This window comes from Oceanobacillus piezotolerans (assembly GCF_003665065.1).
GTDB classification, from domain to species: Bacteria; Bacillota; Bacilli; order Bacillales; family Amphibacillaceae; genus Oceanobacillus; species Oceanobacillus piezotolerans.
The window spans coordinates 336,519-363,497 of record NZ_RCHR01000004.1 but is presented as its reverse complement, the minus strand read 5'-3'; the positions used below and the strand labels follow the sequence as shown (position 1 = coordinate 363,497).

Genomic DNA, 26,979 nt, shown 5'->3' with positions numbered 1-26,979 from the left:
GAGAATTAGCTAATAGAATTATAGAACAATACCAACCAGAGTCCGTATAGGACATACAAATGCTACGCTAGCACTATAGAACAGTGGAATCTGACCTTTTAGCTGCGGGCCCCGATTGGTTTAGCTATTATTGGGTTCTTGCCAAATGGAATGTTTGACGGGATGGTTCGTTAATTAGCGCTACTTTTAACAAGAGTAATTATATGACCTCTGGGTTATGATTTACTCTTTTTTGCATTGAAATTAAATTTTTCTCACTTACCTATTGAACCACACGTAACGTATTGTTTTATACTAAAGAAAATAAAGAAGGGGTGGGGAAAATATATACGATTGGGAAATTGTCAAAGAGCACAGGGGTAACAGTAAGAACATTAGATTATTATGATGAAATTGGTTTGATTAAACCTTCATCAAAAACGAGTGGGGGGCATCGTTTATATAGCGAAGATGATGTGATGCGTTTAGAGCGAGTTTTAGCACTAAAATATATGGGATTCTCACTGGAACAGATTAAAGACATATTGATAAATACAACTTCGAACTGGCAGGAGTCAATCCAACAACAATTAGAGTTGGTGAAACGAGAACAGGAACGTCTAAAAATGTTAGAACAAGCACTTCTTGGCGTATCGTATTCAATTGAATTTGAAGGGGAAATCAATTGGCCTATTATTTTCAGTATTATTCAGTTGTATCAACAAGATCCAGAAGATGCCTTACAGCAATACAAAGAGTACCTAAGCGAAGATGAAATGAAGAAAATTATGGACATGAATGCCGGAAACATGAGTGAGGAAGACATCAAGGAATGGTTAAAGGTTGTTGGTGATATTAGAAACAACCTGCATCTTGATCCATACTCAGAAAAGGCAGAGCAACTTGTTATAAGCTGGGCAGACCAAGCAGATAAAATGTTTGGTCAGGATGAAGAATTACTAGGAAATATGTGGGAAGCTCTACAAGACTTAAAGGAAGGTATTGCATTTTATCCAATGGACAAAGATGTAATTGATTTTATCAAACGTGTCGCCATTGCAAAGGGGGAAGAATAATGATTCTTGATGTAAATAGTGTAACAAAAGTGTTCACTGGTCGAGGGAAAAATAAGATGGTCGCTAACGATAATATCTCCCTTCGTATTGCTGAAGGTGAAGTATTTGGACTTCTCGGACAGAATGGAGCTGGGAAAACGACATTGGTGAACCAGATATTAGGGTTAATAACTCCTGATTGTGGTGATATTCAGTTGTTAGGGAAATCGGTACTCGGGTCACCTGCTCGTGCTCGCTCGATATGTTCTGTACAGCCACAGTCCCAAGTACCACTAGGTTTTCTTACTCCGAAGCAGGCAGTTACATTGATTGGAAAAATGCGTGCAGGGAAACGCTTTGATCCGAGGCGGGTGGAGATGCTTTTTGAGGCGTTAGATATGGGGGAATGGGCAAATAAAGAAGGCGAGAAATTATCGGGCGGTGCTAAGCGTTTAACCGCTTTTTGTATGGCAGTCATTGCCCCTGGTAAGTTAGTGATTCTGGATGAACCTACAAATGATGTGGATCCGGTTCGTCGGCGTTATCTTTGGCAGGTGATACGCAATTTAACTAATGATGGCACTTCTGTTATTTTGGTGACACATAACGTGCTGGAAGCTGAAAAAGCGGTTGATCGTGTGGCGATTATCAATAAGGGGAAAATTCTAATGCAGGGGACCCCATCAGAAGTAAAAAGCTCAGTAAGTAATCAAATGCGTATGGAGCTTAGTTTAGCTAGTGAGTCAGATTTTGAGATTCCTAGCTGGGCACTTTCCTCTCAAAAGAATGGATCTCGATTAATTATTGCTATAGATCCCCAAGAAGTAACATCAACGATTGAATGGGCAAAGGAGCATGTGGATAACGGACTTATTATGGACTATTCCTTATCTCCAGCTACGATTGAGGATGCTTATATTGAGTTAACTTCTAAAAAGGTGGTGGGATTATAATGAATTTATTAAGCCATTACAAGTACGTATTTCAAATGCAATTTCTTAGGAATGCAGGCTTTTTAGTGTTTATGATCCTTATTCAAATATTGATATCGATTGGAATTGTTATCGGCTTTACCTATCTCATCCCCGTCCCAGATAAGGATACGATTCTATTTTTAGCAACAGGAGCTCCAACGATCATTCTAATTTTTACGGGCTTAGTGATTTTGCCACAACAGATTGGTACTGCAAAATCAGATGGATATATGGAATTCATGCGTACATGGCCAGTGAATCGTGGTGTTATTCTTGGAGCCGATACAACCATTTGGTTAATCATCACGATACCAGGGATTATTGCTTCCTCTGTTGTCGCACACCTTATGTTTAGTCCAGGGTACGACATCTCTTGGACTGTAATTCCAGCTCTGCTTATGATTGCCTTAACTTCCATTGGTGTTGGATATGGTTTTTCTTATCTCTTGTCACCAACAGCTTCACTTGCTCTATCACAAGTAATTGTCTTTGGTGCCCTAATGTTTTCACCGGTAAATTTCCCAATGGAGCGGCTGCCAGAATGGCTGCAAGCACTTCATGAGATATTGCCAATTTACTCGATGGCAGAAATTATGCGAGCCTCTCTTGCTGCCTCTACTTTTGAAGCGACTGCAGGTAATTATATTAACTTAATGATATGGTGTGTATTGGGGTACGGTGGAGCTATTTATATTTTGAATAAGAAATGAAAATCAAGGGGTCATTTTTCCCCATAGCTTGTAAAGACTTTTAATGGATTAATTTTCATATAACGGAAATCAGGCACTTTTATCCGAATGTATAATTCTAATATTAATCATGCGCCATACAATCAAGTAAGCTTTAATTAAAAAAGTCTAAATGATATAATACTACTAAATTTACAAAATATTGGTGAAGAATAAAAGTTAGTTATAAAGGTTGAGGCAGAGGAAATGAAGAGAGTATCATTACAAACAAAGATTCTAGGATTAGTATTAACCCTAAGCTTATTTTTAGTTTTTCTATTAACTGCGTACTTCACATACATGGAAGCCAGGCAAATTATTGAAGATAGGGGCCTTCTGGCTTTAAATCTTTCCAAAACCATTTCTTTCATGCCTTCCATTATAGAAGCATTTGAGTCAGAGGATCCCCCTAAAATTATCCAGCCCATCGCGGAAAGAATCAGAATGGAAACAGGTGCTGAATTTGTTGTTGTAGGAAATAGAGATAGAATCCGTTATTCTCATCCAGTAGAATCACAAATAGGAAAACAAATGGTTGGCGGTGACAGTGAGAGAGTATTCCAAGAAGGGGAATATTATATTTCAAAGGCTCAAGGGTCACTAGGTCTTTCTATTAGAGGAAAAGCCCCTATATTTAATGAGAATTCACAGATTATAGGAATTGTTTCGGTTGGTTTTTTAGTAGAAGATGTAAGAGAACTTGTCGTAAAGAATATTTCTAAAGAACTATATATTTCCGTAATCGCTGTCATTATATCCATCCTATGCAGTTATTTTCTTGCAAAGAGTATTCGAAAAGATATATATGGGCTAGAGCCCTTTCAGATTGCGAATCTTTATAAAGAAAAAAGGGCGGTTTTACACGCTGTAAAAGAAGGGATTCTCTCTACGGATCACCACGGAATAATTACTTCGATGAACCAGCAGGCAAAGGAGTTATTAGACATTAAGGGATCCGCCAGAAATATCAAAGTAGAAGAGTTTCTTCCTGCAGATTATATATATAGAGTCTTACAATCCGGGGATCCGGAAATAGATAAGGAAATCCAATGGAAAGATAAAATGATTATAGTCAGCTGCACTCCGATTTTTGGCGATAAAGGGGTAAGTGGTGCCGTCGCATCTTTCAGGGATAAGACAGAAATTGTTCAAATGATGAATACGTTATCGGAAATGAAGGAGTATTCGGAAGGATTAAGAGCTCAAACCCATGAGTATGCGAATAATCTATATGTGTTATCAGGTTTATTGCAATTAGGAGAGTATGACGAGGCGCTCACAATGATCCAAAGCGAAACAGCAGAGCTTAAAGAGCAGAATCGGATTGTTTTTGAACAAATAGAGGATATAAAAGTTCAGGCAATCCTATTAGGTAAGTTAGGAAAAGCGTCCGAGAAAAAGATAAAATTCGAAATTGATGCCGAAAGCTATATTGGTAAACTTCCTGAACATATTCAAATGTCTCAAATAACCATTATTCTTAGCAATCTGATTGATAATGCATTTGAAGCAGTATATGGTTCAGATGAACCTATCGTAAAATTATTTGCTACGGACCTTGGGGACGATATCATTTTTGAAATAAGTGATAATGGAAAAGGGATAACAGACCAAGAGGTACAAAAACTTTTTGAACGCGGATTTACCTCAAAAAGTGGTGAATTGCCAAGAGGGTATGGATTGCAAAATGTAGAACGAGCTGTTAAAGAACTCAAGGGTATTATTGAAGTAACAAATGGAACAAAATATACTGTATTCGCAGTATATCTTCCAAAAGAGTTATAGAGAGGGGAGAAACGTGTACATTAGGACAGTTATTGCAGAAGATGATTTTCGCGTAGCTAACATCCATGAGAATTTTTTACAACGATATGAGGAAATTCATGTAGTAGGGAAAGCGTTGAATGCAAAAGAGACGATGGAGATTTTAAAAAAAGAAAAGCCAGATTTACTTTTACTTGATGTTTATATGCCTGATAAATCTGGTGTTGATTTGCTTCCGGAAATTCGTAAGGAGCATCCTGATATAGATATAATAGTAATAACAGCATCCACAGATAAAGATATTCTAAATAAAGCTCTTCATTATGGGGTAGAATCTTTCTTAATTAAACCGGTTAAGATGGAACGATTCTCTGAAAGTATTGAACAATACCTTAGAAAAATCAGTGTTATGGAAGATAAACAAGAAATAAATCAGGAATTGGTAGATATTATCTACAGTAGAAATACACTTTCTATTACTGAAAAAGAAAAAGAAGCGGACCTGCCTAAAGGAATAGATGAGATTACTTTAACTAAGGTAAGAAACGTACTTGACGGAAGTAAGGAAGGATTGTCTGCGGAACAAGTGAGTGACCAAATTGGTGCTTCAAGAACTACAGCAAGGCGCTATTTAGAGTATTTAATATCGAGTAAAGAATGTAAAGCTGAGGTCGTGTATGGATCCATAGGCAGACCACAAAGAAAATATTTCAGACCCTAAAAGAAATGTCCGTTATGACATTTCTTTTTTTGTTGATTCTAATCTCTATTATTTCCAAGCGTGAACATTATGAACAAAATGGTCGCAAAGAAACTTATATATTATATGTTGCAAACGCTTACAAAGAAAAGGTTATCGATTAGAATTTATAGTATATTGAATGTTTTAAAAAGTTTAATTAATAACAGTGGGAGGAATTAGATGTTAGCTGTCTTAGGTTTTTTAATGATTATTACTTTTATGATTTTAATTATGACTGGAAAACTTGCTGCCATGATTGTACTTATTGTTATTCCAGTAATATTTGCAGTGATTGGTGGCTTCGGTCTAGAAATTGGACCTATGGCTCTAGAAGGAATACAGAGTGTTGCTCCAACAGGGATTATGATTTTATTTGCAATCCTTTACTTTGGAGTTTTAATTGATGCTGGTGTATTTGACCCAATTATTAATACCATTCTAAAAGTTGTAAAAGGAGACCCTGTAAAGATTGCAGTAGGAACTGCCGTATTAGCTCTTTTTATTTCATTAGATGGAGATGGTACGACTACCTATATGATTACGATTTCTGCAATGCTTCCGCTTTACAAGAGAATTGGAATGAAACCACTGATATTAGCGGGAATTGCAGTTTCGGCATCAGGTGTTATGAATCTACTTCCTTGGGGAGGCCCTACAGCACGGGTAATGGCTTCTTTGAATCTAGAGTTGTCTGAAGTCTTTACTCCAGTTATCCCTGCAATGATTGGAGGAGTTGTTTTTGTTCTGATCATGTCCTATATCTTTGGAAGAAAAGAAAGAAAAAGAATTGGTGTAGCTGAAATTGATACTAGAACAATCGCACAGCACGCAGCTACAGTAGAAGATGCTGCTCTTAAACGTCCAAAACTGATTATTTTTAACTATACATTGACCAGTATATTATTAATTGCATTAATTTCAGGATTACTAGCACCAGTGGTCTTATTTATGGTTGGATTTGCAATTGCAATTACAGTAAATTACCCAAATTTAAAAGAACAAAAAGAGCGTATAGCAAATTATGCTGACAATGCTTTATCTGTCGTTTCTATGGTTTTTGCGGCAGGAATATTTACAGGGATCCTTACAGGAACTGAAATGGTTGATGCGATGGCAAATGCACTCATTAATTACATCCCAGTATCAATGGGCTCACAAATGGCAGTCATTACCGGGATTTTAAGTGCTCCACTTACTTTCTTTATGTCAAACGATGCCTTTTATTATGGTGTCCTACCCATTCTAGCTGAAGCAGGTGCTGCATATGGAATTGATCCTGTCTATATTGGTAGAGCATCACTCTTTGGGATGCCTGTCCATCTATTAAGTCCACTAGTTCCATCCACCCTTCTTTTGGTTGGAATGGTTGGAGAAGATTTAGGTGACCTGCAGCGCACGTTCTTGAAATGGGCATGTGGTTCCACACTAGTTATGATTATTGTTGCAGCTTTATTAGGGATCATTCCTTTTTAAACTATGGAGGGAGATATTCCGGGCAAGGATAAACTCAGAATCTGTTTGGGATCATTTCAAAAAATTAAAGAGCAGATACTGGGTAATCGATTTTCCCAAGGTACTATTAAAAAGACTATGGAAACTTCTGGTATTGCTCGATTCGATTTACACTCTCACATGCAGGAGGAATTTAAAACAACCAGCCAAGTTGTTGTTGATACAGCAAAAATAATAGATAGAAGGTATAGAATCCATTTCGAATTTTAGTTCTGAATGGGTTCTATTTTAGTTTAAATACCACTAAAAGATTTTATGTTGTGGTATTAAAAATTTTTATCCTAATAATTTGTTAAAAATGGAAAAGAATAGAAGAGGAAAGGAGGGATACATATGTCTATAAAAAATAGGTTGACAGGATTAGCTGTTTTACTTGCGATGCTGATCGTGATGTCTATCTCAGGCCCACTTCATGCACAAGCAAATTCCAATATTGAAGAAGAGCCTATGCAGACGGAAAATGAAATAGTGGTCGAGTTGAACGACGATTACTTCAATCCCAACGCAATCACAATTTCCAAGGGGAAAACGACAAGGCTGCTGCTGAAAAATGCAGGTCAGAAAGAGCATACCTTCACCGTGAAAAAGCTTGGTATTGATGTCGAACTCCGACCTGGAGAAGAGAAAACCATCACTGTAAAACCGCAAGCGATTGGTACGTATCAATTGATATGTCGATACCATCAACAGGAAGGTATGGTTGGAGAAGTGATTGTGAAATAGGATTTTGTTTTGGAGTAAAAAAATTGCAAATAGAACCCTAAAACGCAACTGAATTAGCATCCAACATAACATGAGAAATCACAATATAATTAGCATTAAAAACGCTTAGAAGTGAAACCAAAAAGTTAGACAATTTTTTATAGTAAGCAGCTTGTAGGGCAAGAGTTCGGTATTGTATTGGACTCTTGTCTTTTAATTTTGCCTTAATACGTTTGTTGTTATATTAATCCATATATTCCTCAAGTTCTATGGTCACCCGAGTTGCTGTATCATATATGACACGACCTAAGCCCGGCCGAACAAGCACCAGTTAGTTGAATAGTGTATAGTGAATATATATAATATATAAAGTAAATACGCGAATTGATATATAAATTAAGTTGGTTACAAGATAAAAGTTTATTTTAATTATATTTTCAACGTTTTCCATGCCCATGTACAGTAGATACAAATATTGATGAAAAGGAGGTATCTGCATGCAAATCATTATTTCTAACAGTTCAAAAGAACCGATCTATGAGCAGATTTTCAAACAAATACAAACTAAGATATTTTCAGGTGAGTTAAAAGAAGGAACAGCTCTGCCTTCCATCAGACAATTAGCCAAGGATTTAAGAATTAGTGTTATCACTACAAAACGGGCATATGAAGAGTTAGAGAAGGCGGGGTTCATCTACTTAATTGCTGGGAAAGGTTCATTTGTAGCAGAGCAAAATTTAGACGTGATTCGAGAAAAAAAACTGCGAGTGATTGAAGAGCAATTAACTGCGGTTATCTCCAACAGTAAGGAAATCGAATTATCTTATGAAGAATTACAAGATTTATTAAAGTTGCTGTATGAGGAGTGATGGGAATGGAAAATGTAATTGAGTTACATGGCGTTTCTAAAAAATTTCAGACATTCTCTATTGATGATATAGATTTACAGATGAAACAAGGGTACACAACTGGATTCATTGGTGCAAATGGTTCTGGAAAGTCAACTATCATTAAGTTAATGATGAATCTATTAAAACCGGATAAGGGAAAAGTAAGAGTATTTGGAATGGACTATGCGAACCATGAAAAAGAAATTAAAAATCGAATAGGCTTTGTCTACGATAGCAATATATATTATGAATCTCTGAACTTGAAAGATATTAGTAGAATTGTTGCTCCGGCTTATACACAGTGGGATGATAAGTTGTTTATTAAGTATGTTAATCAATTTGAGCTACCTATCAATAAATCTATGAAACATTTTTCTAAGGGAATGCAAATGAAGGCTTCTATAGCTATTGCTTTATCACATCATGCAGATTTAATTATTATGGATGAGCCGACAGCAGGATTAGATCCAACGTTTCGAAGAGAATTATTAGATATTTTTCAAGAAGTTATGGTAAATGAGGGGAAAAGTATATTTTTTTCAACGCATACTACAAGCGATTTGGAACGTTTTGCTGATTATATTGTATTATTTAATAAAGGGGAAATCCTTCTTAATCAACGATTGGATGAGCTGCAGGAACAATATATCTTAGTAAAAGGAAGTACGGATTTACTTGATCGGGACACGGAAACACACTTCATCAACATAGAACGCTCCCAAGATGTCTTTCAAGCTTTATCAAAAAATATTCAAGAGGTACAAGAAGTATTTCATGATCATGTTGTAATAGAGAAAGCTTCTTTAGATGAAATGATGTTCCATATGAAATCTGCACACAGGAATCAGGGTAAACAATTAAATATATAAATATATAACAATAGCTGACCATAATACCTCTATTTTTCTATCAACTGATTCTCAGATAGTTTAGTTACCAGTATTTAGACCATTACATAAGTAAATGCAATTGTAGTAAATAGGAACATGCTTTAAAGACTTTAATAAAATATTAGGGTCTTTTTTTGTTAAAAAACCAAGGAATTAAAATTCACTATTGTACATACTGTTAATAGAGTATATAATGTATATATAACAGATATACACCTTTTTATTTATGAAAATATAAGTGGGAGAGGTTTCTGTACAGCACAATAGGAGTTAAATGTTAACAACTTTTTCAAAGCCTAATTCTAAAAAAACAAAATTAATTTGAAAATGATAATAAGGAGTGAGAAAAATAGAAAACATAGTAGAATTTAATAACGTAAACAAATATTTTAAAGACTTTTCTTTAGAGAATATTAATTTACAAGTTAAACAAGGCCAAATAACTGGTTTTGTCGGGGCGAATGGAGCAGGGAAATCAACCACCATGAAGCTAATGATGAATCTTTTACAACCAGATACGGGCGAAATAAAGGTATTTGGAAAGGATTATGCCAATCATGAAAAGGAACTCAAGGAGCGCATAGGATTTGTCTATGATAGTAATGTCTTTTATGAAAGCTTAAATCTAAAAGATATTCGTAAAATCATTGGCCCTGCCTATAAAAATTGGAGCGACAGTAAATTTTATGATTATATCAAGAAGTTTGAACTCCCATTAAACAAGGCGATTAAAACCTTTTCTAAAGGAATGCTGATGAAAACTTCTCTAGCAATGGCTCTATCTCACGAAGCTGAATTTATTATGATGGATGAACCGACAGCTGGTTTGGACCCTGTTTTTCGAAGAGAATTGTTGGATATTTTAAAAGAAATGATGGAAGATGGAAGACGAACTATCTTCTTCTCCACTCATATAACCAGTGATTTAGAGCGGATCGCAGATAATATTACCTTCATCCAAAGTGGAAAGATTCTTTTCAACGAGTCAATAAGGGATATACAGGAGCGTTATGCCTTAGTTAAAGGAAATGCCAATCTAATCAACCACGACATTGAAAAATATTTTATAAGCATGGAACGTTCTTCGACTGAATTTCAAGCTATAACAAATAATGCAGAAGAAGTAAGAAGCTTATTAGGAGATCAAGTGGTTATGGAAGAAGCCTCCTTGGAGGATATTATGTTTTATACGAAAGGAGCTAGCCGACAATATGTTTAACTTGATAAAAAAAGATTTCGTTATACAAAAAACACAGATACTGCTTTTTATTCCGTTTATTATCTTCTTTGCCATTTTTGGTGATCATATGAGTCCAGCCTTTATATTTTTGTTGGCCAGCACGTACATACCTTTGAATGGATATATTTATGATGAACAGGTAGAATCTAATATCCTTCTTAATTCTTTGCCATATACGAGAAAAGAGATTGTTTCCGCCAAATACATCGGTGCGATTGCATACATGATTTTAGGAATAGGGGTAGCTAGTGTCATTCTATATCTATTTAATTTTGGCTTTATGATAAGGGATATAACCATCGCAATGGGACTATTCTTCGTCTTTTCAGCATTTGCTTTTCCTTTATTTTATGTATTAAAACCCGGTTATATAGGTGTAGTGGTTATATTCGGAATGATCCTTCTAGCAGGTGTTCTGCCGCCCCTATTCCGATTGCTGACAGAACATCTTACCACTATTACTGATTTTCTTACAAGCTTATCTACAACAACACTTTACCTTAGTGGCGCAGCTATTTCTATTATTCTTTATCTAACCTCCTGGATGGTCAGCCAACTTATTTATCAGCGGAAAGTGTTTTAAAATTAATTCAATTACTCCCTTATTAGAGAAGCAGTTACAAAATTTATTATAATAAATGAAAAAAACGGCATCCATCTAATCTGGAAGCCGTTTTCGCTAATAACGGGAACATAGAAAATCTAATCTGCATGATTACTTCAATAACTTGATTAGCATTCATTTCTTCTCCACAATCTGGCCCGATTGTTGAACGGAGCAATCTAGAATCTTTGGCTGAACTGCTTTTTTATTACGCAGTAAACCTAAAGTATGCAGTAAAGGGGGCGAGATTAACAGAGTTATTTATGAATAGAAACACTAGTTCCAATTGGAACTCTAGATGATAATTCTAGAACATCATGATTAAACATTCTAATACATCCATGTGAGACATTCCTACCGATTGAAGCTGGGTTATTTGTTCCGTGTATACCGTAATGAGGTTTTGACAATCCCATCCAAAGCACTCCAAATCGTGCGGGTGGATGGAGTTGTTTATTGATAATCGTGTATGTCCCAGAAGGTGTTGGTGACAATATTTTCCCAACTGCAATTGGGTAAGCTTTTATAAGCCTATTACCATCAAAAAGTTTTAATTGATGCTTTGATGTAGATACGTCAATCCGTCTCGCCATGAAGATCAACTCCATTTTATTGAATATTGTATGAAGTAACTCAGGCATTTGTTAATTAACAGAGACTGATTGAACAGTTAATGAGAAAAGAAAGTAAAACTGCTTAATAAACAGTTCGACGAAAATGTCCATCTTCAAGTAAACTGCCCCTTGAGTACACTGACTTCTACATAAAATAGCGTTAATCCTTCTAGAATTAACGCACCCGTTAGTTGAATAAGGCCTATACACAAATTTTAATAATTTAACAGAGCCAAAAATAGCCTTCGTCTTTTTGATGATAGCCTTTACGAAAGGCAGTTATTGGAAATTGTTTTTTTCTCGATTTATACACTCACTATATGAGTTGACCATTAAATTTTTATACTTTGGTAAATCTTCTATACTTTGTAATGCAGATTTCCATTGTATCTGAGTTTTCTTTTTCTGAGCTTCAAAGAGTGGATTATCTTTATAAGCTGCACGGTCAGTCTTTGAAAGATTTAAAGCTATCCATTTAGTTCTATCTGTAAACTTGAATCTTACAAAATCAAAATCCCAATCATTCCCACGCAAAACTATAGTCGCATAGCTGTCACTCTTTCTAGTAACTTCAAGTTTGTCGATATTAATAACAGTGTCTTCTAACATCTCAAATATTAATTTAACTGCTTGGGTTTCATCTTCATTTAAATTAATATCTCGTTCTTCACCATAGTGACTTAATTTTATTCCCGAATCCATTTTTTTACCTCCAATTCTTGTATTCTAACTAAATGATAAAGTAACTTCCTACTGTCATCAAAGTTAACTCAGCAGACAAAAAGGTATTCCTTACTGTATTTTAAATTCTATGTATCAATTAGTAATTCCTTTTACATTGAACTAACCTGCCCTTTAATCAAAAAAGAGCGCCATAGTGAGGATCTTGTTGTTGTGTTAAAGCCCCCGATAGCTGAAGAGTAACTATTGCTTATTGCTCGGACAAATTAATTGACAACCCATATTGTAAGCCCTATCATTTAATTGTAATTAATAATTAATCAATTAAATATATAAAGAAGGGATGATATGATGGGAATTTTAGATGGCAAAGTGGCTGTGGTTACAGGTGGATCAAGAGGAATGGGTGAAATTCATGTTAGAGAACTCGTAAATGAGGGAGCTAAAGTGATTATTTCTGATTTAAATGAAGAATTAGGCGAAAAAGTTTCTGAAGATATAGGGGATAATACTATTTTCGTAAAACACGATGTAACTAATTTTGATGATTGGGAAAATATAATAATCAAAGCTAGGGAAACTTTTGGATCAATAGATATTTTGGTAAATAATGCAGGAGTCGGTGGTCCACATAAAAAAATTAATGATTTATCAATTGCTGATTATAAGACTACTATTGATGTAGATTTAAATGGAGTATTTTTAGGTATGAAAGCTCTTATTCCTCATATGATCGATAACAATGGGGGTTCAATAATAAATATTTCTTCTGTTGCTGGACTAAGACACGATGATGTTACACCTAACGCTGCTTATACAGCCGCAAAACACGGCGTAATTGGATTAACAAGAGCTGGTGCAGTAGAATATGCAAATAAAAATATAAAAATAAATGCTATTTGTCCTGGGACAGTTCTTACACCATTATTAGAAGAAAATTTGAGTGAAGAGGAATTAGAAGCAGTAGGATCAACCTCACCAATCGGCCGATTTGCCAATTCAAAAGAAATCTCTCAAGCAATTATTTTTCTAGCTTCAGATAAATCCTCTTATATTAATGGGGAATATATAGTTGTTGATGGGGGAACTGCAGCTAGTTAAAACAATATAATTGCTAGAATCATGTTTACTAAAAGTTGGAATAAGTACTAAATCTAGAATGTAAAAGTATGTAGAATGACTTAGTTTAACAAAAGAGCCATTTTATTATGAATTTTAATTGTGAAATTCTATTTATATTTAATCTACGAATCAATGGAAATAAAAAATCCCAACCTTAATCATAACCGCTTATGGTTATAAATTAAGGATGGGATTTCCGCGGTACCACCTATATTCATGTTTTTTTTACAAACAACAACTCTTTAAGTGCTCAAGATAAACTCTTTTTGAGAACTCCGGCTATAATAGGAAAATTTAATTGCCTTGCCTATAACTTAACAATCCCACTCAAAGATCATTTTCCAAATGATACCCTTTCCACATTTCACCTAAACTGAGAGTTTCTATGGGTTCATCAATTTGAACTTTTCATATTATAGTGCTTACTTTTTTTCATTTATTGTTTAATACAATACATTGATTTAAAAACCTAATAGGCGACTTATAGCTCTTATTTATCATCTCAAATACTTGGTACCTAAGTGTTTAAGGCATAGAATATGATACTTTCCTATGCATCAAAAATTCCATTTCCTAGCTGGTTAACAGCTAAGAAATGGAATCGGTAACCAGAGATGAATTTATATCACTTTTCTTTAGGGATAATTGGTAAAAGGATGTGAGAGTTACCGAAATGAATCTTATGTGTTACAGTTTTCATGAATGGTAACATATAATATCCCCAAGTTCCTAATCTACTCAATACGTCATCTTGATTTCTAATAATCACTTCAATTGAGTGTCCTTTTTTAAAGACGTTGGCAGTTGGCATCATTTCGATAGAATACTCAGTAACTTCTCCAGGTGTAACAGGTTCAGGTTCTTGACGTGGATGAATTGGTTGCCAAGGTTTTGAATTCTCTTCGTCTAAAGCTCTAAATTGTGCTTTTAAGTACCCTTGACTAAGCAATTGTCTATTTCCATCTGGATCTACATCAACAAGGTCAATCATCCAGTTTGTGTCATCTGTGTCAATAGATGCTTCAAAATGAATAGCGACCGGCCCGGTTACCTCTGAATCTTGCTCCATAGGAGGTGTTAGATATCTTAAGCAATAGACAGTCGGATCTTCATAGGGAGCCGGCTGAGTAAGCGTGTCCGGTTCAGGGCTGCCTTCTACTTCTTCTGTTGAAAGTTTACCTTCTGGATGTAAGTAAAATTTAGTATATTCTGTCCTTCTTAGTGGCCATTCATTCTCAAACCTCCATTTATTAATTCCCATCACAAACATTTTGATTGGAGGTTCGTCCATAATTCCATTATCAATGCCTTTAAGCCAATAGTCATACCACCTTACAATCTCATCGTGATATAGAACATTCGGTCTTGGAGGGAAACCAGGAGGATACATAATCATTTTCTTTTGTTCCTGTGGTGTACTAGCTTTATCTAAAACATGGAAAGCACCCCATATATAAAGTCTATTACCCCATGATGTCCCTAAATAAATAGGAATGTTTATACGATGAGCCTTGCTTTCTACAGATTCTGGATGAAATGAGTTCAATAATCTGTCAAAAGTTGAAGGGTCTTTATATGGATACTTAAGAAAAGAGTACCATTTCGAATTATATTTAATATCTGGATGATCCAATGCTTCTTGTAGTCTTTGGTTCAATTCCTCTTTCGGCAAATCAAACATCTTAGGAGATTTTACTTCATACGGTCGATTTGGCCTTGGAAACGTACTGTCATTTCCATGTCGACCAGATTCTATATGATATGGTAGAGTGTCAAACATACCATGGAAATGAGGGCCATTAAAGTAGATTTGCTCATCTGGATGAATAGCGATTAGTGATTCAGGTGGGTCATTCTCCGCAATACTTGCCTGAGAAACAGAATAAGAAGATGGACCTAGCATTCCAACTTTTCCATTAGACCAAGATTGATCGGCTATCCATTCGATTGTGTCATGGATATCATCTGGATTATGGACAGATTCAAAATCTGGCATAGTACCGTCTGAATTTCCAATTCCTTTTGGATCTGCAATTACATGAATGTATCCTCTAGCAACTAAATATTCAGAATGGCCTGCTTCCATCACTCCATCCCAAAATGGACTGTTATAATAAGATTGTAATTTATCAGCATTCCAAGCTACGGCCTGTTGGGCATCTTTCCCCCAAAGACCCCAAGATAATAACACAGGGAATTCCTTATCCTCCTCAATATCAGGTCGATAAATATCTACTACAATCTCTTGCCCGTCTCGCATTGGCACCTTAACGTTTTTTTCTATTTTGACATCATAAATTGGTTGAGACATTTTCTCTTTTTCAATTTGTGGATAACCATCAAAATAGACATTTTTAACGTCTGTTCCATAAGGTACAGCCTGACCTGAAGGTTTGTCATAATCCGGCATGGTTAAGTTTAGGGAATCTCCCTTGTAAATGGATTTCCTCGTAGTTGACATATATTTATTCCTCCTTAAATCAAATTTTCTCTAAAACAATTATTCTTTCAAAATGTCTACAGAATTTGTAATTTGTATTTAGACGTATCTCATTTACGTTTTACAATATCTACCTTACTCTCTCTTTTTCGTCTTCAAAATATGGTTCATTACAATCATTTCTGATGTTTTTCACCTACTGATCTTCACCGTCCTTAAAGTTAGAAGGCCAAATTCCATGACTTCCAGGGGAAAGTATCCCTTTCGGATCGAGAGCATCCTTTATTTTTGTATAGAATTTATGCAAGGCATGGTCATTAAAGTCCAATTCTTTAGCGATGTCATCCATGAGTGAAACATGAGCACGATATTCTGTATACCCTAATTCTCCGACTTCTTTAACCAACCGCTTAGCTGCTTCGTATCCTGCTTTCACTTGATTTGGATCATTAGTATCGAAGTATATCATTGTAATCGGCACCAAGCTGCGCGTATGCATGGCTGTACCAGTCATACCAAATAATCCATACTCTTCAAGAACATTCTGAACTACTTCTTCAACTTCCAGGAGTTCTTTGCCATCGAATGGAATGACCGGCGCAAACTCAATGTGCCCTACACTGTCTCCAAAGCTGTTTTTAACTTGTTCTAACATTAGCATATTTGGGATACCAGCAGGCACAAGATGTTCAGGTTTAACATCCTCTTTTTTCACATTACCAACATAGGTTTCAACTTCGATTTTAACTTCAGGTAAGTTTTCAAAAGCTTTTTTGACATTCTCAACTCTGGCATTTACCATGTTTTCTTGACCATAGAACTGAATTCTAAAGACCCAGCGAGCAGGCATTCTCATACCGCCATCTTCAGCTTTTTGGAATAAATCTTTACGATTATCTCCAACTTCTCCAATTATGAGATTTGAATAAAGAAGTGGTACACCTTGGATAGTTTTATCCATAACTAAAGGCTTAATGACATCAACTACTTTTTCAATATCTTTACCGTCATAATAAATATAACCTGCTGTAATTTTTTCTGGTTGAGGTTCTAACCTAACTCCCATTTTTGTGATAATTCCAAAGTTTGATTGTTTAAATAAATCATCTAGATGAGGACCAAAACCACGGTCATGTCTTTGCCACATTTTACTGTCTGCCTTAGCTCCTTGACCCGTACGTAATACTTCTCCGTTTGCTAAGACCACTTCCATTCCATTAATCGCTTTAGCATGTTCCCCATTAATGGTATAGCCATAACCATGTTGAGAGGAGTTACCAACGATACTTCCCCATCCTAAATCAGGGACTGACATCATGAGTTTGTATCCTTTAGATTGAATTTCTTTATATAATTGATCAAAACTAACTCCAGGTTCCACTAAAGCATATCCATCTTCTTCATTAATTTCTAAAATCTTATTCATCCGTCTAAAGTTGACAATAACGGACCCACTGACTACTGGAGATGACCCACCGTACCCAAAGTTACGGCCTTGACCTGAACTCCATAAATGAATATCCAACTCATTAGCCAACTTGACAATATCCTGAACTTCCTCAACAGTACTAGGCTGAACAACCAATAAGGGTTGATATTTATCCGAGTCATTTGGTCCATATGGATCTTTAAATTCTTCAATTTGTTCTTCCTCACCAAGAACAGCATCTTCACCAAGTATGCTAATAAATTGATCCATTAATTTCTTTTTATTAGTATCATTATTTTCATTCATATTAAATCCTCCTGTAATAATTACTTTTAATAAGCCTAATTTTTCATTTAGAAAATTAAGAAATTAGGTTCTATTTTATTAACAATGTAAAATAACTCTCAAAGTTACATCAATTAAGCCCCTCCTTATACATAATGTAAATAAGTGTACTACGAGTTCACTTATGTACCCATATTAAAGCTGGATATAAAAAAAAATCAAATAATCTAACGATGAACGAATAAAAATCATTAAAAATTACTTCATAACTTTGATTACTAGTTCTATAGTAGTAAAGGGTATTGATATTTAATTTAAAGTGTAGTAATGTAAGATAAAAACAAAATTGTACTGGTCGTACATTTTTAAACGGAATAAAAAAGTTGATTATTACTACTCTTCTTAAAAAATAATTGTAAGGAATGAGTTTATGACGGGGCCATTTTCTAGAAAACAAATCCAACTAAACCGTGAAAATTATATTCTTCAAGTTACAGAGGAAATACTTCAGGAAAAAGGATTTCATGATATGTCTATGGATGAAATAGCATCTCGCGTAGGAATTAGTAAAGTTACAATTTACAGGCACTTTAAATCAAAGGAAGATATCGTTTTTTGCCTATTTTTCCGTGACCTACCTGATTTCCTTCATAACATTGACCAAGTGATAGTGTCTGATCGCCCACTTCTTGAAAAAATAGAATCCATTATATATATGAGTATCTTAAAGTTTCTGCAAAAAGAATCGGCACTTTCTCTTAGCGTTATCTCCGTTTTAGGAGAACTTCCTATTTTCCTGAAAAGTAAGCAAGAGGAGATTGAGAATGTTCAAGATACATTATCGAATCATCTAATGCCCTTACTTAATGAAGGACAATCAGAGGGTCTATTAGATTCGTCGATTCCTTCCATCCTTCTTTATAAGTTATTTTTTAGTATCATTCCTACAATCAGTTCGCGACAGCTTATGGAAAAAAGTAATATGAGTGAAGATGAATTAGCTAAAATAGGAACTCGTATGTACATGAAAGCAATTACTATTTAAATTTACAGGGACAAATCTTACTGTAATACCTTGCTTAAGATAGCAACTAATATAATGAGCATTAAAACGAAAAAAACGCCAATCTCTTTAGCTTCAAATGATTGGCGTTTTTTTATTTTTTAACGTTTATACATCTAAAATGAAAATAAACAGTTTAGGTTTCTTTAGAATCCTTTTATCTACTAATTTTGAATTTTTGTTCCTCTGTAGTAACTTCCTTTTTACCGGCCAAAAAATCAGCTTATTACACTAACCTGCCTCGTTACTTCAATAAAAAGCAGCAATGCTTGTTGAAGAAATGCTACCCGTTTGTTTAAGTATATTTTTTCATAATCTTGTCGAGCGCGTCAGACCAGCCGTCGTACACGTACTGATCGCCAGGGTGACCGGCGAATCCGCGCAGATGAAAAATCATCTCGGTGCTGTCGCCGTGTGCGGTGAGGGTTAGGGTCACGACAGGGGATTTCTCGATGGGATCATCGGGGTAGCCCCAGGTGAAAACAAGCCGTTCAAATGGTACGACGTCGAGAAACACACCTCCGGTAGGATACTCCTCGCCGGTCTTGATGTTGACCATCGTGTAGCGGTAGCGTCCGCCTTTGCGAACGTCGAAGGAGATGGTCTCCAGGGGGGTCGAAGGCAACCAGCTGGCTAGTTCCTTCTCCACGGTCCACGCGCGCCACACGAGTTCTTGGCGGGCATTCAGGGTGCGGGTAATGAAAAACTCCGGTACAGATGTGGACATATTCATTGTTCCTCCTTTATGGTCAAGTCAAATATTTCTCACCATATTTGATCTTATTTAACTATTCTGCCCCGTTAATTAAATAACTTCACCTTATAATAACATAATATTCAAAAAATATTTTTTTAAAAACAAAGGCAATCGTATTAATGATTGCCTTGTTTTACTTTTCCACCAGTTAGCTCAATATATATTTAGAACCATTAAATCCTCGTCAAAATACTGACCATTAAATTTAAGGGCCTTTCTTTCTACACCATAGACCTCGAATCCTAAGGACTTGTATAGCTTCTTTGCCGACTCATTTTCAGATACAACTGTTAAGTTTATTTGTTCCAAGCCATCGAAGTTTTTTACCTTCCCTATAAGTTCCATCATTAGTGATTTTCCTAAACCACGTCCTCGACCTTCTGGTGCTACATACATCCCGAAAATATTCCCTTTATGATTCATTTTAAGGCTGCTTTCACGCATAAAAGTAACGATTCCAACTAACGAACCACTATCATCAAAAGCACCTAAAACAAATTTGTCTTTAACTGGTTTTAATCTCTGCCCAACTGTTTCTATTGAGAATTTAACTTCTCTTTCATATGTTGAACCAAATGCTTCTGGATTGATTTTTAATGCACTTAATCGTAATTCTTGATACAAAGGGGCATCAGACTCATTTAAAGTACGAATATTCATTAGCAATTCTCCTCAGTTCCTTTTGTTTCCCTATATACTACAATCTAAGCAGAATATATCCAAAAATATATTTACTAAATAAAAACCGATCGTCTTGATGAAAACCTTGTTCTAACAGATCGCTCCTTGGAAACGTAGTTACTGAAGCTTTCTTTCAACATCCATAAAATCCTCCAATGCATTTGGATAATATGATCCTAAAAAGGGATATTAATGAAGAATAATCTACCAACTATAATTGGAGTGAAGAAGATGCATACACGTTACATAAGGAACACCGTTTTATGTATGTTGGTGTTTGTTTTAGCATTCCCAATGGAGCTGCTAGAGGTACAGGCGCAGAATAATGTAGAAGTTGAAACAAGAACGAAGGCTATCTTAACTATTGAAGGGAAAAGATATCGCGATTTAAATAATAATGGCAAGCTTGATCCATACGAAAATTGGGAGTTGCCTACCGAAAATCGAGTGGAGAATTTATTGTCTCAGATGACATTAGAAGAAAAGGTAGGATTACTGACGATAAACGAATTTCCAGAAATTCAGGATAGTAAGGTCGTTTTCCCCAACAAGTTTCTTGACCAGCATACTCGCTATTTTATTTATCGGGAAATGCCGAGTGCCGATGTTATCGCCAACCATACCAATCAATTACAAGAAGCGGCTGAGGCATCAAGATTAGGAATTCCTGCTGTAGTTATTTCAAATCCAAGAAATCATCCTTTAACTATCCCAGTTATTGAAGAGGCAGGACAGTTTTCTCATTGGCCAGATACGTTAGGTTTAGCGGCCACTCGTGATTCGGGCTTGGTAAGAAGATTTGGTGAAATTGCTGCAAAAGAATGGAGAGCAGCAGGAATCCATAAGATGTACGGCTATTCTGCGGATGTTGCAACAGACCCTTTATGGGCAAGAAATCAAGAAACATTCGGCGAGAATCCAGAACTTATCTCTGCTATGATCTTTAATGTTATTAAAGGGTTTCAAGGTGACGTATTAAATAAAAATAGTGTCTCCATGACTACGAGACATTTCCCCGGTGGGGGAGCGCGTGCAGAGGGGAGGGACCCTCATTTTAAAGAAGGGCAATATAATATTTATCCAACGCCTGGCAGCTTGTTAAAGTATCATATTCCGCCGTTTAAGGCAGCCATTGAAGCAGAGACAACTTCCATTATGCCTTATTATGCCTATCCAAGTAACGAAAGCGCAGAACAAGGATTGCCACATTTTAGTGAAAATCAGCAGTTTGAAGAAGTTGCTTTTGCACTAAATGAGCCATTTATTAATGGATATTTGCGAGATGAACTGAAATTCTTAGGCTATGTTAATTCCGATACAAGCGCGGTGATTGATCGAGCGTGGGGCGCAGAGGATTTACCGGTAGAACAGCGATTTGCAAAAGCAATCAATGCGGGAACCAATATTTTCTCCGGGGTACCAAATCCAGAACCAATCTTAAACGCTGTCAATCAAGGTTTGGTGGGAGAAGAACAAATTAATCGTTCAGCCACCTATTTACTAACAGAAATGATGAAATTAGGGCTTTTTGAAAACCCATATGTGGATTCTGACCAAGCATTAGCAATTGCCGATAATCCCGAATCCCAAAAGGTGGCAGATGATGCGCATCGCAGGTCGATTGTTCTGATGCGAAATGATAATAATCTATTGCCATTAAGGGATGAAAATATGGCAGAAGTTCGTCTTTATGTGGAGATGTTCCCTGGAGGAGAAAATGGACAAAAGACCGAGGAATTAAAGCAAAAAATAAGAAATCACGATAATTCTATTACCATTGTAGATAATTTAGCAGATGCTACACATGCCTTTGTTTGGGTTCAACCCTTCCAAGATTTATTTGCCAATAACCCAACGGTTGTGATTGGTCCGGAAACGGGTGTGGATCAAGTAAATCGAATTGTGGAAATTCAAAAGACGGTTCCGACGATAACGGCTATTAATTTTTCCAACCCATGGCTTATTAATACGATCGAACCGAACGCAGGAGCTGTCATAGGAACGTTTGGTACAAAGGCTGAGGCAGTTGTAGATATGATCCGTGGAAAATATAATCCTGTTGGAAAACTCCCTATCACCATCCCTGCAAATCAGGAAGCAGTGAACAATGAAGCCGGTGATGTACCAGGATATGATGAGGATCCCTCCTATCCGTATCAGGATAAAGCAGGGAATAGGTATCAATATAATTTTGGACTTTCTTATTGAGAATAATTTAAAGAAAAAAGGGTCAGTCCCCCACTTAACTAAAGTGATAGAGAAGCAGGGGACTGACCCTATTTTTCACGATTCTAAAACAGGAGGCAAGAAACAAAGAGGCCTTAGCCTAATAAGCAGGATGGCATCGTTCTGAGCGTAAATATGATGGTCATTCGTACTATTGGAAGGAATCTTCTGCTTCTAATTTGGCGAATCATTAGAAGCGCCCTTGTGTTTTACAACAGATTATCTTGTCCATCATTTCTGATAAACCAAAAGTGATTCAATTAAATAGCTTATGACATTCCTTATCCTGTAGTAATTATTTGAATCTTTTATCGTATGGTTATTGACAAAAACATGAAACTGTTATATATTACAATCATAATATAATACTGTTATACAACAGAAGGGAGGGTAAAATAATGGAAAATATCTGTGTTGCAGCATACCGTGGTTACTTGTCGATTTGTGAAAGATATGGAATGCAGTCAGTTAGCTTTTATCACTTTATAGGACAATTAACAGAAGAACAAATCAATGAGTATAGTAAGTTGGATATTTAAGAAAAGGACGTGTTGAAAACGGAACTCCCATTAGAATCAGAAGTCGAAGTCAAATAAAACCCTTACTTGTAATGTATTCATATAAGTAGGGGTTTTTAGGTGGTTTTTAAATAGTCACATATTTAAATGATGAAAAAATCATCCTAAAGCCTATTAGTTACCACGTTATTCCCCATTAGTTGATCCAGTTCTCACGTATTAAAATGCGAGGAGTTCCTGAGTGGAAAGCCTATGAACGGGGAAATAGCCGAAAAGGTTACTGGCTTATTTCAAGCAGTCCTATATTACATAAAACCCTTGGAAACTCCTATTGGAGTGATCAAGGGCTTAAAAGTCTACAAGAACGTTATGAGTTCTTGCGTCATATATCTCTTGATTGAACGGCCGTATACGGACCCGTACGTACGGTGGTGAGAGCGGTCGTGAGTTTTAACCACTCCCTCCTACTCGATTTATGGTATAAATTCTAAAATCTCCCTTTCCCATTAGCCGAAACGCTTGAAACCGCTTGTCCTGCATCCCACAACTACAATTTTTTCGTTCGCACACCGAAAGATATGTACGACTGTGACACCTAGATTATCAAAGTTCTGCTTTACTAGGGAATGAACTGCTACGATATTTCCATACCGAATAACTAATCCGCCATGTGGAGCTTTGAGTATTCGGGTTATAATTATTCTTCTAAAATAAAATGCACTTCTGTATTATAATTAGCAAAATACTTTGGCGTGGTGTATTTCAATTCGAGATAAAAAATCATTTAATACAACCCAGTATTCCTTATGCATATTTTTATTCATTAGAATTATTAAATTATTCAAAAAAGTAATTGACAAAGATAAATAGGCAGAATATAATCAACTTAAGAAATTTGAAAATCAAGTTTTACATTATAAAACAAACTTCTTCTTAGTAATAGACTTCAATGGTATTACACAGCACAGCAACATTATAAATGTTTAATTGAAATTTATTTTTTATTCATTTATAAAAACAGAGTTTTACATTATAAAACTGTGACGTGATTCCATAAGAAGAATGGGAAGAAGTTTTTTATTTGACACCATGATAACGCTTACAACAAAAAAGGAGGGTCTTTATGAAAAAAAGGAAAATCTTTAAAATTGCTGCAAGTATCACGTTGGCAGGTGCAATCTTTCTTGCAGGCTGTAGTAGTGCAGGAACAACATCTAACGGATCTGAATCTGAAAAGAAAACGATTAAAGTTGCACACTATTTTGCTGATAATCACCCGCAAAATATTGCTTTAAAGGAAAAATTTAAAAAAATAGTTGAAGAAGAAACCAATGGTGAATTAGAAGTAGAAATCTATGCAAACAGTACATTAGGTGCAGAAAAAGAATTTTATGACGGTGTTAGAAATGGAACAATTGAAATGGGAATTCCAGGGTTAATCATGCAAGCAGATATTCCAAAAATGAGTGTTCCTGAATGGCCTTTCTTGTTTAGAGATTTTGAACATGTCAAAAAGGTTTTGAATGGACCTATTGGCGAGGAAATAACAGCAGATTTAGATACGAAACATGGGGTTACACCACTCGCTTGGAGTGCGAATGGATTTAGAATGATTTCAAGTAATCGCACAATAGAAAGTATGGAAGATTTTGAGGGATTACGACTAAGAATGCCTAACATTCCAAACTACATAAAGTTAGGTGAGGCACTTGGTACAAATGTCAATCCACTGCCTATTTCTGAAATTTTTACTGCACTTGAACAAAAAGTGGTGGATGCACAGGATAACCCAGTTGCAACATTGAGAAATTCTGGATATTACGAAGTTCAAAGCGATGTTTTAGAATCAAAACACATGTTCAGTCCTAATATTTATATCATCAACAGCGAGTTCTTTAACAGTTTAACAGAAGAGCAGCAGCAAATTATTCAAAAGGCCGCGGAAGAGGCAGCAGCATACGAATTTGATTTACTAGAAAAGAGCTATGAAGAAGACAAAACATACCTTGAGGACAATGGAATCAAATTTACAACGCCTGATGAAGGATTTACAGAAGATATGATAAATGCGAGTCAATCTGTTTATGATGAAATATTTGCTGAGAATGATTGGGCAGAGGAACTAGTTGAAAAAATTAAAGCGGAATAAATAAAGGCTCTTTAAAGGGAAGGGAGAGATTAGATGAATAAACTATCGATGTTATTGGAAAAGACGTTGAACATTTTTATGGCTGCAGCTCTAGCGATCATGGTCGTTCTCGTTTTTGGGAATGTAGTTCTCCGTTATTTCCTTAATTCAGGGATTACCTGGTCTGAAGAAATGTCTCGTTATTTGTTTATATGGCTAACATTTCTAGGTGCTATCGGCGCTTTCAATAACAAAGAACATTTAGGGGTAGATATGCTTATCAAACGTCTTCCTGCCAAGGCGAAAAAAGTGGTGCTTATCATAGGAGATTTATTGATGTTATTTGTCCTTATCCTTATCTTGGATGGGAGCTGGAAGATGACATTGATTAATATGGATAGCACTGCACCTGCTACTGGGATGCCATTAGCTTTTGTACATGGTACTGGCATTCTTGTAAGTATATCGATGGGGTTAATCATTATCAATAATTTATATCGAATCATCTTTAACAAAATAAAAGATGAAGATTTGGTTCAAATTAGTGAATCCGAAGAGTTAATTGCTCTCCATAGCAATGCAGACAACGCTGAAGTTTATATGGATAAGAAGGAGGAAAAACAAGGATGATTGGAATTTTTGTCGGATCCTTACTCGGTGCTATGGGACTTGGAATTCCTATTGCTTTTGCCTTACTCGTAAGTAGTGTCGTTTTGATGTATTTCCTTGGTATTTTTGACAGTCAAATCATCGCTCAAAACCTAATCAGTGGTGCTGATAATTTCCCTCTAATGGCGATTCCATTCTTTATGTTAGCTGGTGAAGCAATGAACCGCGGGGGATTGTCAAAGCGGATTGTTGAAATGGCGATGACAATGGTTGGTCATATCAGGGGTGGCCTTGGTTATGTTGCAATTATTGCGGCCGTACTTTTTGCAAGTTTATCTGGATCCGCAGTTGCTGATACAGCTGCTCTTGGCGCTATCCTAATTCCGATGATGGTAAAGGCTGGTTATGATAAAAATCGTTCAAGCGGACTAATTGCAGCAGGTGGAATTATTGCTCCAATTATCCCACCAAGTATTGGATTTATCATTTTTGGTGTTGCAAGTGGTGTTTCGATTACAAAGCTATTTATGGCCGGAATCGTGCCTGGTCTTATGCTGGCTGTAGGATTGACAATTACATGGGCTATAGTAGCTCGTAAAGATAACGTAGCAGTACAACCCCGTGCTTCTGCAAAAGAAATCTTTATGTCACTTCGTAATGGTATATGGGCACTTTTTCTTCCAGCTATTATTATTGGAGGATTGAGATTTGGCTTTTTTACACCAACAGAGGCAGCAGTAGTTGCTGCTGTATATGCATTATTTGTTGGTCTAGTAATCTACCGTGAAATGAAAGTAAGTGAATTGTTTGATGCTTTGGTACATGCAGGAAAAATGACAAGCGTCGTTATGTTTTTAGTAGCTGCAGCACTTGTTTCATCTTGGCTTATTACGGTAGCTAATCTACCGGCAACAGTCATCAGCTTATTGGAACCGTTCCTGGATAACCCGTTCCTACTATTAATCATGATTAACTTATTAGTCATTGTGGTTGGTACAGCAATGGATATGACGCCGACAATACTAATTCTAACGCCTGTATTAATGCCGCTTGTTGTTGCAGCAGGTATTGACCCTGTTTACTTTGGAGTTCTTTTTATTCTAAATAACGCAATCGGTTTACTTACACCTCCCGTTGGTACAGTTCTAAATGTCATGTGTGGTATAAGTAAAATCAGTATGGAAGATATCATGAAAGGGATTTGGCCATTCTTACTTGTCCAAGTGATCATACTAATCTTGTTAATCATTTTCCCTTCCTTGGTATTAGTTCCGCTTGAGTGGTTCACTAATTAAAAACAAAGATTATAATCTGAATATTGTAACTAAACTTAAAAATTAATATGA

At 36.0% G+C, this 26,979-nt stretch carries 24 protein-coding genes and 1 pseudogene; 19 read left to right on the top strand and 6 right to left on the bottom strand.

Annotated features, from left to right (window positions below):
• Positions 1 to 314 precede the first annotated feature (314 nt).
• From D8M04_RS13365 to D8M04_RS13310, 11 genes are all read left to right on the top strand, one after another.
• Complete coding sequence (locus tag D8M04_RS13365; protein ID WP_246001245.1) at positions 315 to 1,055, top strand: MerR family transcriptional regulator; 741 nt, start codon at positions 315 to 317, stop codon at positions 1,053 to 1,055.
• Positions 1,055 to 1,987, top strand: coding sequence for an ABC transporter ATP-binding protein (locus D8M04_RS13360; protein ID WP_121523788.1), 933 nt, complete (start codon positions 1,055 to 1,057; stop codon positions 1,985 to 1,987). The genes D8M04_RS13365 and D8M04_RS13360 overlap by 1 nt, the downstream gene beginning before the upstream one ends.
• Positions 1,987 to 2,718 carry an ABC transporter permease gene (locus D8M04_RS13355; RefSeq protein ID WP_121523786.1) on the top strand — a complete coding sequence of 244 codons (732 nt, stop codon included), beginning with the start codon at positions 1,987 to 1,989 and terminating at the stop codon, positions 2,716 to 2,718. Before D8M04_RS13360 ends, D8M04_RS13355 begins: the two co-directional genes overlap by 1 nt.
• 225 nt (positions 2,719 to 2,943) lie before the next feature.
• Positions 2,944 to 4,521 (top strand): ATP-binding protein, encoded by a 1,578-nt coding sequence (locus D8M04_RS13350; protein ID WP_121523784.1) that lies wholly within the window; start codon positions 2,944 to 2,946, stop codon positions 4,519 to 4,521.
• Between the two features lie 19 nt (positions 4,522 to 4,540).
• Positions 4,541 to 5,221, top strand: a complete 681-nt coding sequence (locus D8M04_RS13345) for a response regulator (protein ID WP_246001269.1) — start codon at positions 4,541 to 4,543, stop codon at positions 5,219 to 5,221.
• Positions 5,222 to 5,422: 201 nt separating this feature from the next.
• Entirely contained in the window at positions 5,423 to 6,715 is a 1,293-nt protein-coding gene (locus tag D8M04_RS13340; RefSeq protein WP_121523780.1) for a CitMHS family transporter, read from the top strand.
• A gap of 372 nt (positions 6,716 to 7,087) precedes the next feature.
• A complete protein-coding gene (locus D8M04_RS13330) occupies positions 7,088 to 7,477 on the top strand; it encodes a cupredoxin domain-containing protein (RefSeq protein ID WP_121523776.1) in 390 nt (129 codons plus the stop codon).
• Positions 7,478 to 7,953: 476 nt separating this feature from the next.
• Positions 7,954 to 8,325 (top strand): GntR family transcriptional regulator, encoded by a 372-nt coding sequence (locus D8M04_RS13325; protein ID WP_121523774.1) that lies wholly within the window; start codon positions 7,954 to 7,956, stop codon positions 8,323 to 8,325.
• Positions 8,326 to 8,330: 5 nt separating this feature from the next.
• Positions 8,331 to 9,215: an ABC transporter ATP-binding protein gene (locus tag D8M04_RS13320; protein WP_121523772.1), complete on the top strand. Its 885-nt coding sequence runs from the start codon at positions 8,331 to 8,333 to the stop codon at positions 9,213 to 9,215.
• A gap of 370 nt (positions 9,216 to 9,585) precedes the next feature.
• On the top strand, positions 9,586 to 10,455 hold the full coding sequence (locus D8M04_RS13315; protein ID WP_121523971.1) for an ABC transporter ATP-binding protein: 870 nt from the start codon (positions 9,586 to 9,588) through the stop codon (positions 10,453 to 10,455).
• Positions 10,448 to 11,059 (top strand): ABC-2 transporter permease, encoded by a 612-nt coding sequence (locus D8M04_RS13310; RefSeq protein WP_121523770.1) that lies wholly within the window; start codon positions 10,448 to 10,450, stop codon positions 11,057 to 11,059. The genes D8M04_RS13315 and D8M04_RS13310 overlap by 8 nt, the downstream gene beginning before the upstream one ends.
• A 278-nt stretch (positions 11,060 to 11,337) precedes the next feature.
• Here D8M04_RS13310 and D8M04_RS13305 read toward each other — a convergent pair whose 3' ends face one another.
• On the bottom strand, positions 11,338 to 11,673 hold the full coding sequence (locus D8M04_RS13305) for a L,D-transpeptidase (protein ID WP_121523768.1): 336 nt from the start codon (positions 11,671 to 11,673) through the stop codon (positions 11,338 to 11,340).
• Between the two features lie 300 nt (positions 11,674 to 11,973).
• Complete coding sequence (locus tag D8M04_RS13300; RefSeq protein ID WP_121523766.1) at positions 11,974 to 12,396, bottom strand: hypothetical protein; 423 nt, start codon at positions 12,394 to 12,396, stop codon at positions 11,974 to 11,976.
• 330 nt (positions 12,397 to 12,726) lie between these two features.
• Between D8M04_RS13300 and D8M04_RS13295 the strand changes: the two genes are divergently transcribed.
• Positions 12,727 to 13,476, top strand: a complete 750-nt coding sequence (locus D8M04_RS13295; RefSeq protein WP_222928591.1) for an SDR family NAD(P)-dependent oxidoreductase — start codon at positions 12,727 to 12,729, stop codon at positions 13,474 to 13,476.
• A 646-nt stretch (positions 13,477 to 14,122) separates the two neighbouring features.
• Here D8M04_RS13295 and D8M04_RS13290 read toward each other — a convergent pair.
• Positions 14,123 to 15,958 (bottom strand): CocE/NonD family hydrolase, encoded by a 1,836-nt coding sequence (locus D8M04_RS13290; protein WP_121523762.1) that lies wholly within the window; start codon positions 15,956 to 15,958, stop codon positions 14,123 to 14,125.
• A 175-nt stretch (positions 15,959 to 16,133) separates the two neighbouring features.
• On the bottom strand, positions 16,134 to 17,672 hold the full coding sequence (locus D8M04_RS13285; RefSeq protein ID WP_121523760.1) for an FAD-binding oxidoreductase: 1,539 nt from the start codon (positions 17,670 to 17,672) through the stop codon (positions 16,134 to 16,136).
• 409 nt (positions 17,673 to 18,081) lie between these two features.
• Between D8M04_RS13285 and D8M04_RS13280 the strand changes: the two genes are divergently transcribed.
• Positions 18,082 to 18,696, top strand: a complete 615-nt coding sequence (locus D8M04_RS13280; protein ID WP_121523758.1) for a TetR/AcrR family transcriptional regulator — start codon at positions 18,082 to 18,084, stop codon at positions 18,694 to 18,696.
• A 313-nt stretch (positions 18,697 to 19,009) separates the two neighbouring features.
• Here the strand turns inward: D8M04_RS13280 and D8M04_RS13275 are convergent, their stop codons facing one another.
• The gene (locus tag D8M04_RS13275) at positions 19,010 to 19,441 is read right to left on the bottom strand and encodes an SRPBCC family protein (protein ID WP_121523756.1); all 432 of its coding nucleotides are present in this window, start codon (positions 19,439 to 19,441) and stop codon (positions 19,010 to 19,012) included.
• Between the two features lie 183 nt (positions 19,442 to 19,624).
• Complete coding sequence (locus D8M04_RS13270) at positions 19,625 to 20,131, bottom strand: GNAT family N-acetyltransferase (RefSeq protein WP_121523754.1); 507 nt, start codon at positions 20,129 to 20,131, stop codon at positions 19,625 to 19,627.
• Positions 20,132 to 20,383: 252 nt separating this feature from the next.
• Here D8M04_RS13270 and D8M04_RS13265 point away from each other — a divergent pair, with 252 nt between their 5' ends.
• From D8M04_RS13265 to D8M04_RS13250, 6 genes and pseudogenes are all read left to right on the top strand, one after another.
• Positions 20,384 to 22,360, top strand: a complete 1,977-nt coding sequence (locus D8M04_RS13265) for a glycoside hydrolase family 3 protein (protein ID WP_158595128.1) — start codon at positions 20,384 to 20,386, stop codon at positions 22,358 to 22,360.
• A gap of 416 nt (positions 22,361 to 22,776) precedes the next feature.
• Positions 22,777 to 22,917: a hypothetical protein gene (locus tag D8M04_RS20200; protein ID WP_187695449.1), complete on the top strand. Its 141-nt coding sequence runs from the start codon at positions 22,777 to 22,779 to the stop codon at positions 22,915 to 22,917.
• A gap of 206 nt (positions 22,918 to 23,123) precedes the next feature.
• Positions 23,124 to 23,297 (top strand): annotated as a pseudogene (locus tag D8M04_RS20465) (group II intron reverse transcriptase/maturase); the annotation flags it as partial.
• 722 nt (positions 23,298 to 24,019) lie between these two features.
• Positions 24,020 to 25,045: a TRAP transporter substrate-binding protein gene (locus tag D8M04_RS13260; RefSeq protein ID WP_121523750.1), complete on the top strand. Its 1,026-nt coding sequence runs from the start codon at positions 24,020 to 24,022 to the stop codon at positions 25,043 to 25,045.
• Positions 25,046 to 25,078: 33 nt separating this feature from the next.
• Complete coding sequence (locus tag D8M04_RS13255; protein ID WP_121523748.1) at positions 25,079 to 25,654, top strand: TRAP transporter small permease; 576 nt, start codon at positions 25,079 to 25,081, stop codon at positions 25,652 to 25,654.
• Entirely contained in the window at positions 25,651 to 26,928 is a 1,278-nt protein-coding gene (locus D8M04_RS13250; protein ID WP_121523746.1) for a TRAP transporter large permease subunit, read from the top strand. The genes D8M04_RS13255 and D8M04_RS13250 overlap by 4 nt, the downstream gene beginning before the upstream one ends.
• Positions 26,929 to 26,979 lie beyond the last annotated feature (51 nt).

Bases quoted from the DNA above. Each gene is read 5' to 3' on its own strand.
- D8M04_RS13360 (WP_121523788.1), top strand. From the start codon at position 1,055: ATGATTCTTGATGTAAATAGTGTAACAAAAGTGTTCACTGGTCGAGGG.
- D8M04_RS13355 (WP_121523786.1), top strand. From the start codon at position 1,987: ATGAATTTATTAAGCCATTACAAGTACGTATTTCAAATGCAATTTCTT.
- D8M04_RS13350 (WP_121523784.1), top strand. From the start codon at position 2,944: ATGAAGAGAGTATCATTACAAACAAAGATTCTAGGATTAGTATTAACC.
- D8M04_RS13340 (WP_121523780.1), top strand. From the start codon at position 5,423: ATGTTAGCTGTCTTAGGTTTTTTAATGATTATTACTTTTATGATTTTA.
- D8M04_RS13330 (WP_121523776.1), top strand. From the start codon at position 7,088: ATGTCTATAAAAAATAGGTTGACAGGATTAGCTGTTTTACTTGCGATG.
- D8M04_RS13325 (WP_121523774.1), top strand. From the start codon at position 7,954: ATGCAAATCATTATTTCTAACAGTTCAAAAGAACCGATCTATGAGCAG.
- D8M04_RS13320 (WP_121523772.1), top strand. From the start codon at position 8,331: ATGGAAAATGTAATTGAGTTACATGGCGTTTCTAAAAAATTTCAGACA.
- D8M04_RS13310 (WP_121523770.1), top strand. From the start codon at position 10,448: ATGTTTAACTTGATAAAAAAAGATTTCGTTATACAAAAAACACAGATA.
- D8M04_RS13305 (WP_121523768.1), bottom strand. From the start codon at position 11,673: ATGGCGAGACGGATTGACGTATCTACATCAAAGCATCAATTAAAACTT.
- D8M04_RS13300 (WP_121523766.1), bottom strand. From the start codon at position 12,396: ATGGATTCGGGAATAAAATTAAGTCACTATGGTGAAGAACGAGATATT.
- D8M04_RS13295 (WP_222928591.1), top strand. From the start codon at position 12,727: ATGGGAATTTTAGATGGCAAAGTGGCTGTGGTTACAGGTGGATCAAGA.
- D8M04_RS13290 (WP_121523762.1), bottom strand. From the start codon at position 15,958: ATGTCAACTACGAGGAAATCCATTTACAAGGGAGATTCCCTAAACTTA.
- D8M04_RS13285 (WP_121523760.1), bottom strand. From the start codon at position 17,672: ATGAATGAAAATAATGATACTAATAAAAAGAAATTAATGGATCAATTT.
- D8M04_RS13280 (WP_121523758.1), top strand. From the start codon at position 18,082: ATGACGGGGCCATTTTCTAGAAAACAAATCCAACTAAACCGTGAAAAT.
- D8M04_RS13275 (WP_121523756.1), bottom strand. From the start codon at position 19,441: ATGTCCACATCTGTACCGGAGTTTTTCATTACCCGCACCCTGAATGCC.
- D8M04_RS13270 (WP_121523754.1), bottom strand. From the start codon at position 20,131: ATGAATATTCGTACTTTAAATGAGTCTGATGCCCCTTTGTATCAAGAA.
- D8M04_RS13265 (WP_158595128.1), top strand. From the start codon at position 20,384: ATGCATACACGTTACATAAGGAACACCGTTTTATGTATGTTGGTGTTT.
- D8M04_RS20200 (WP_187695449.1), top strand. From the start codon at position 22,777: ATGGAAAATATCTGTGTTGCAGCATACCGTGGTTACTTGTCGATTTGT.
- D8M04_RS13260 (WP_121523750.1), top strand. From the start codon at position 24,020: ATGAAAAAAAGGAAAATCTTTAAAATTGCTGCAAGTATCACGTTGGCA.
- D8M04_RS13255 (WP_121523748.1), top strand. From the start codon at position 25,079: ATGAATAAACTATCGATGTTATTGGAAAAGACGTTGAACATTTTTATG.
- D8M04_RS13250 (WP_121523746.1), top strand. From the start codon at position 25,651: ATGATTGGAATTTTTGTCGGATCCTTACTCGGTGCTATGGGACTTGGA.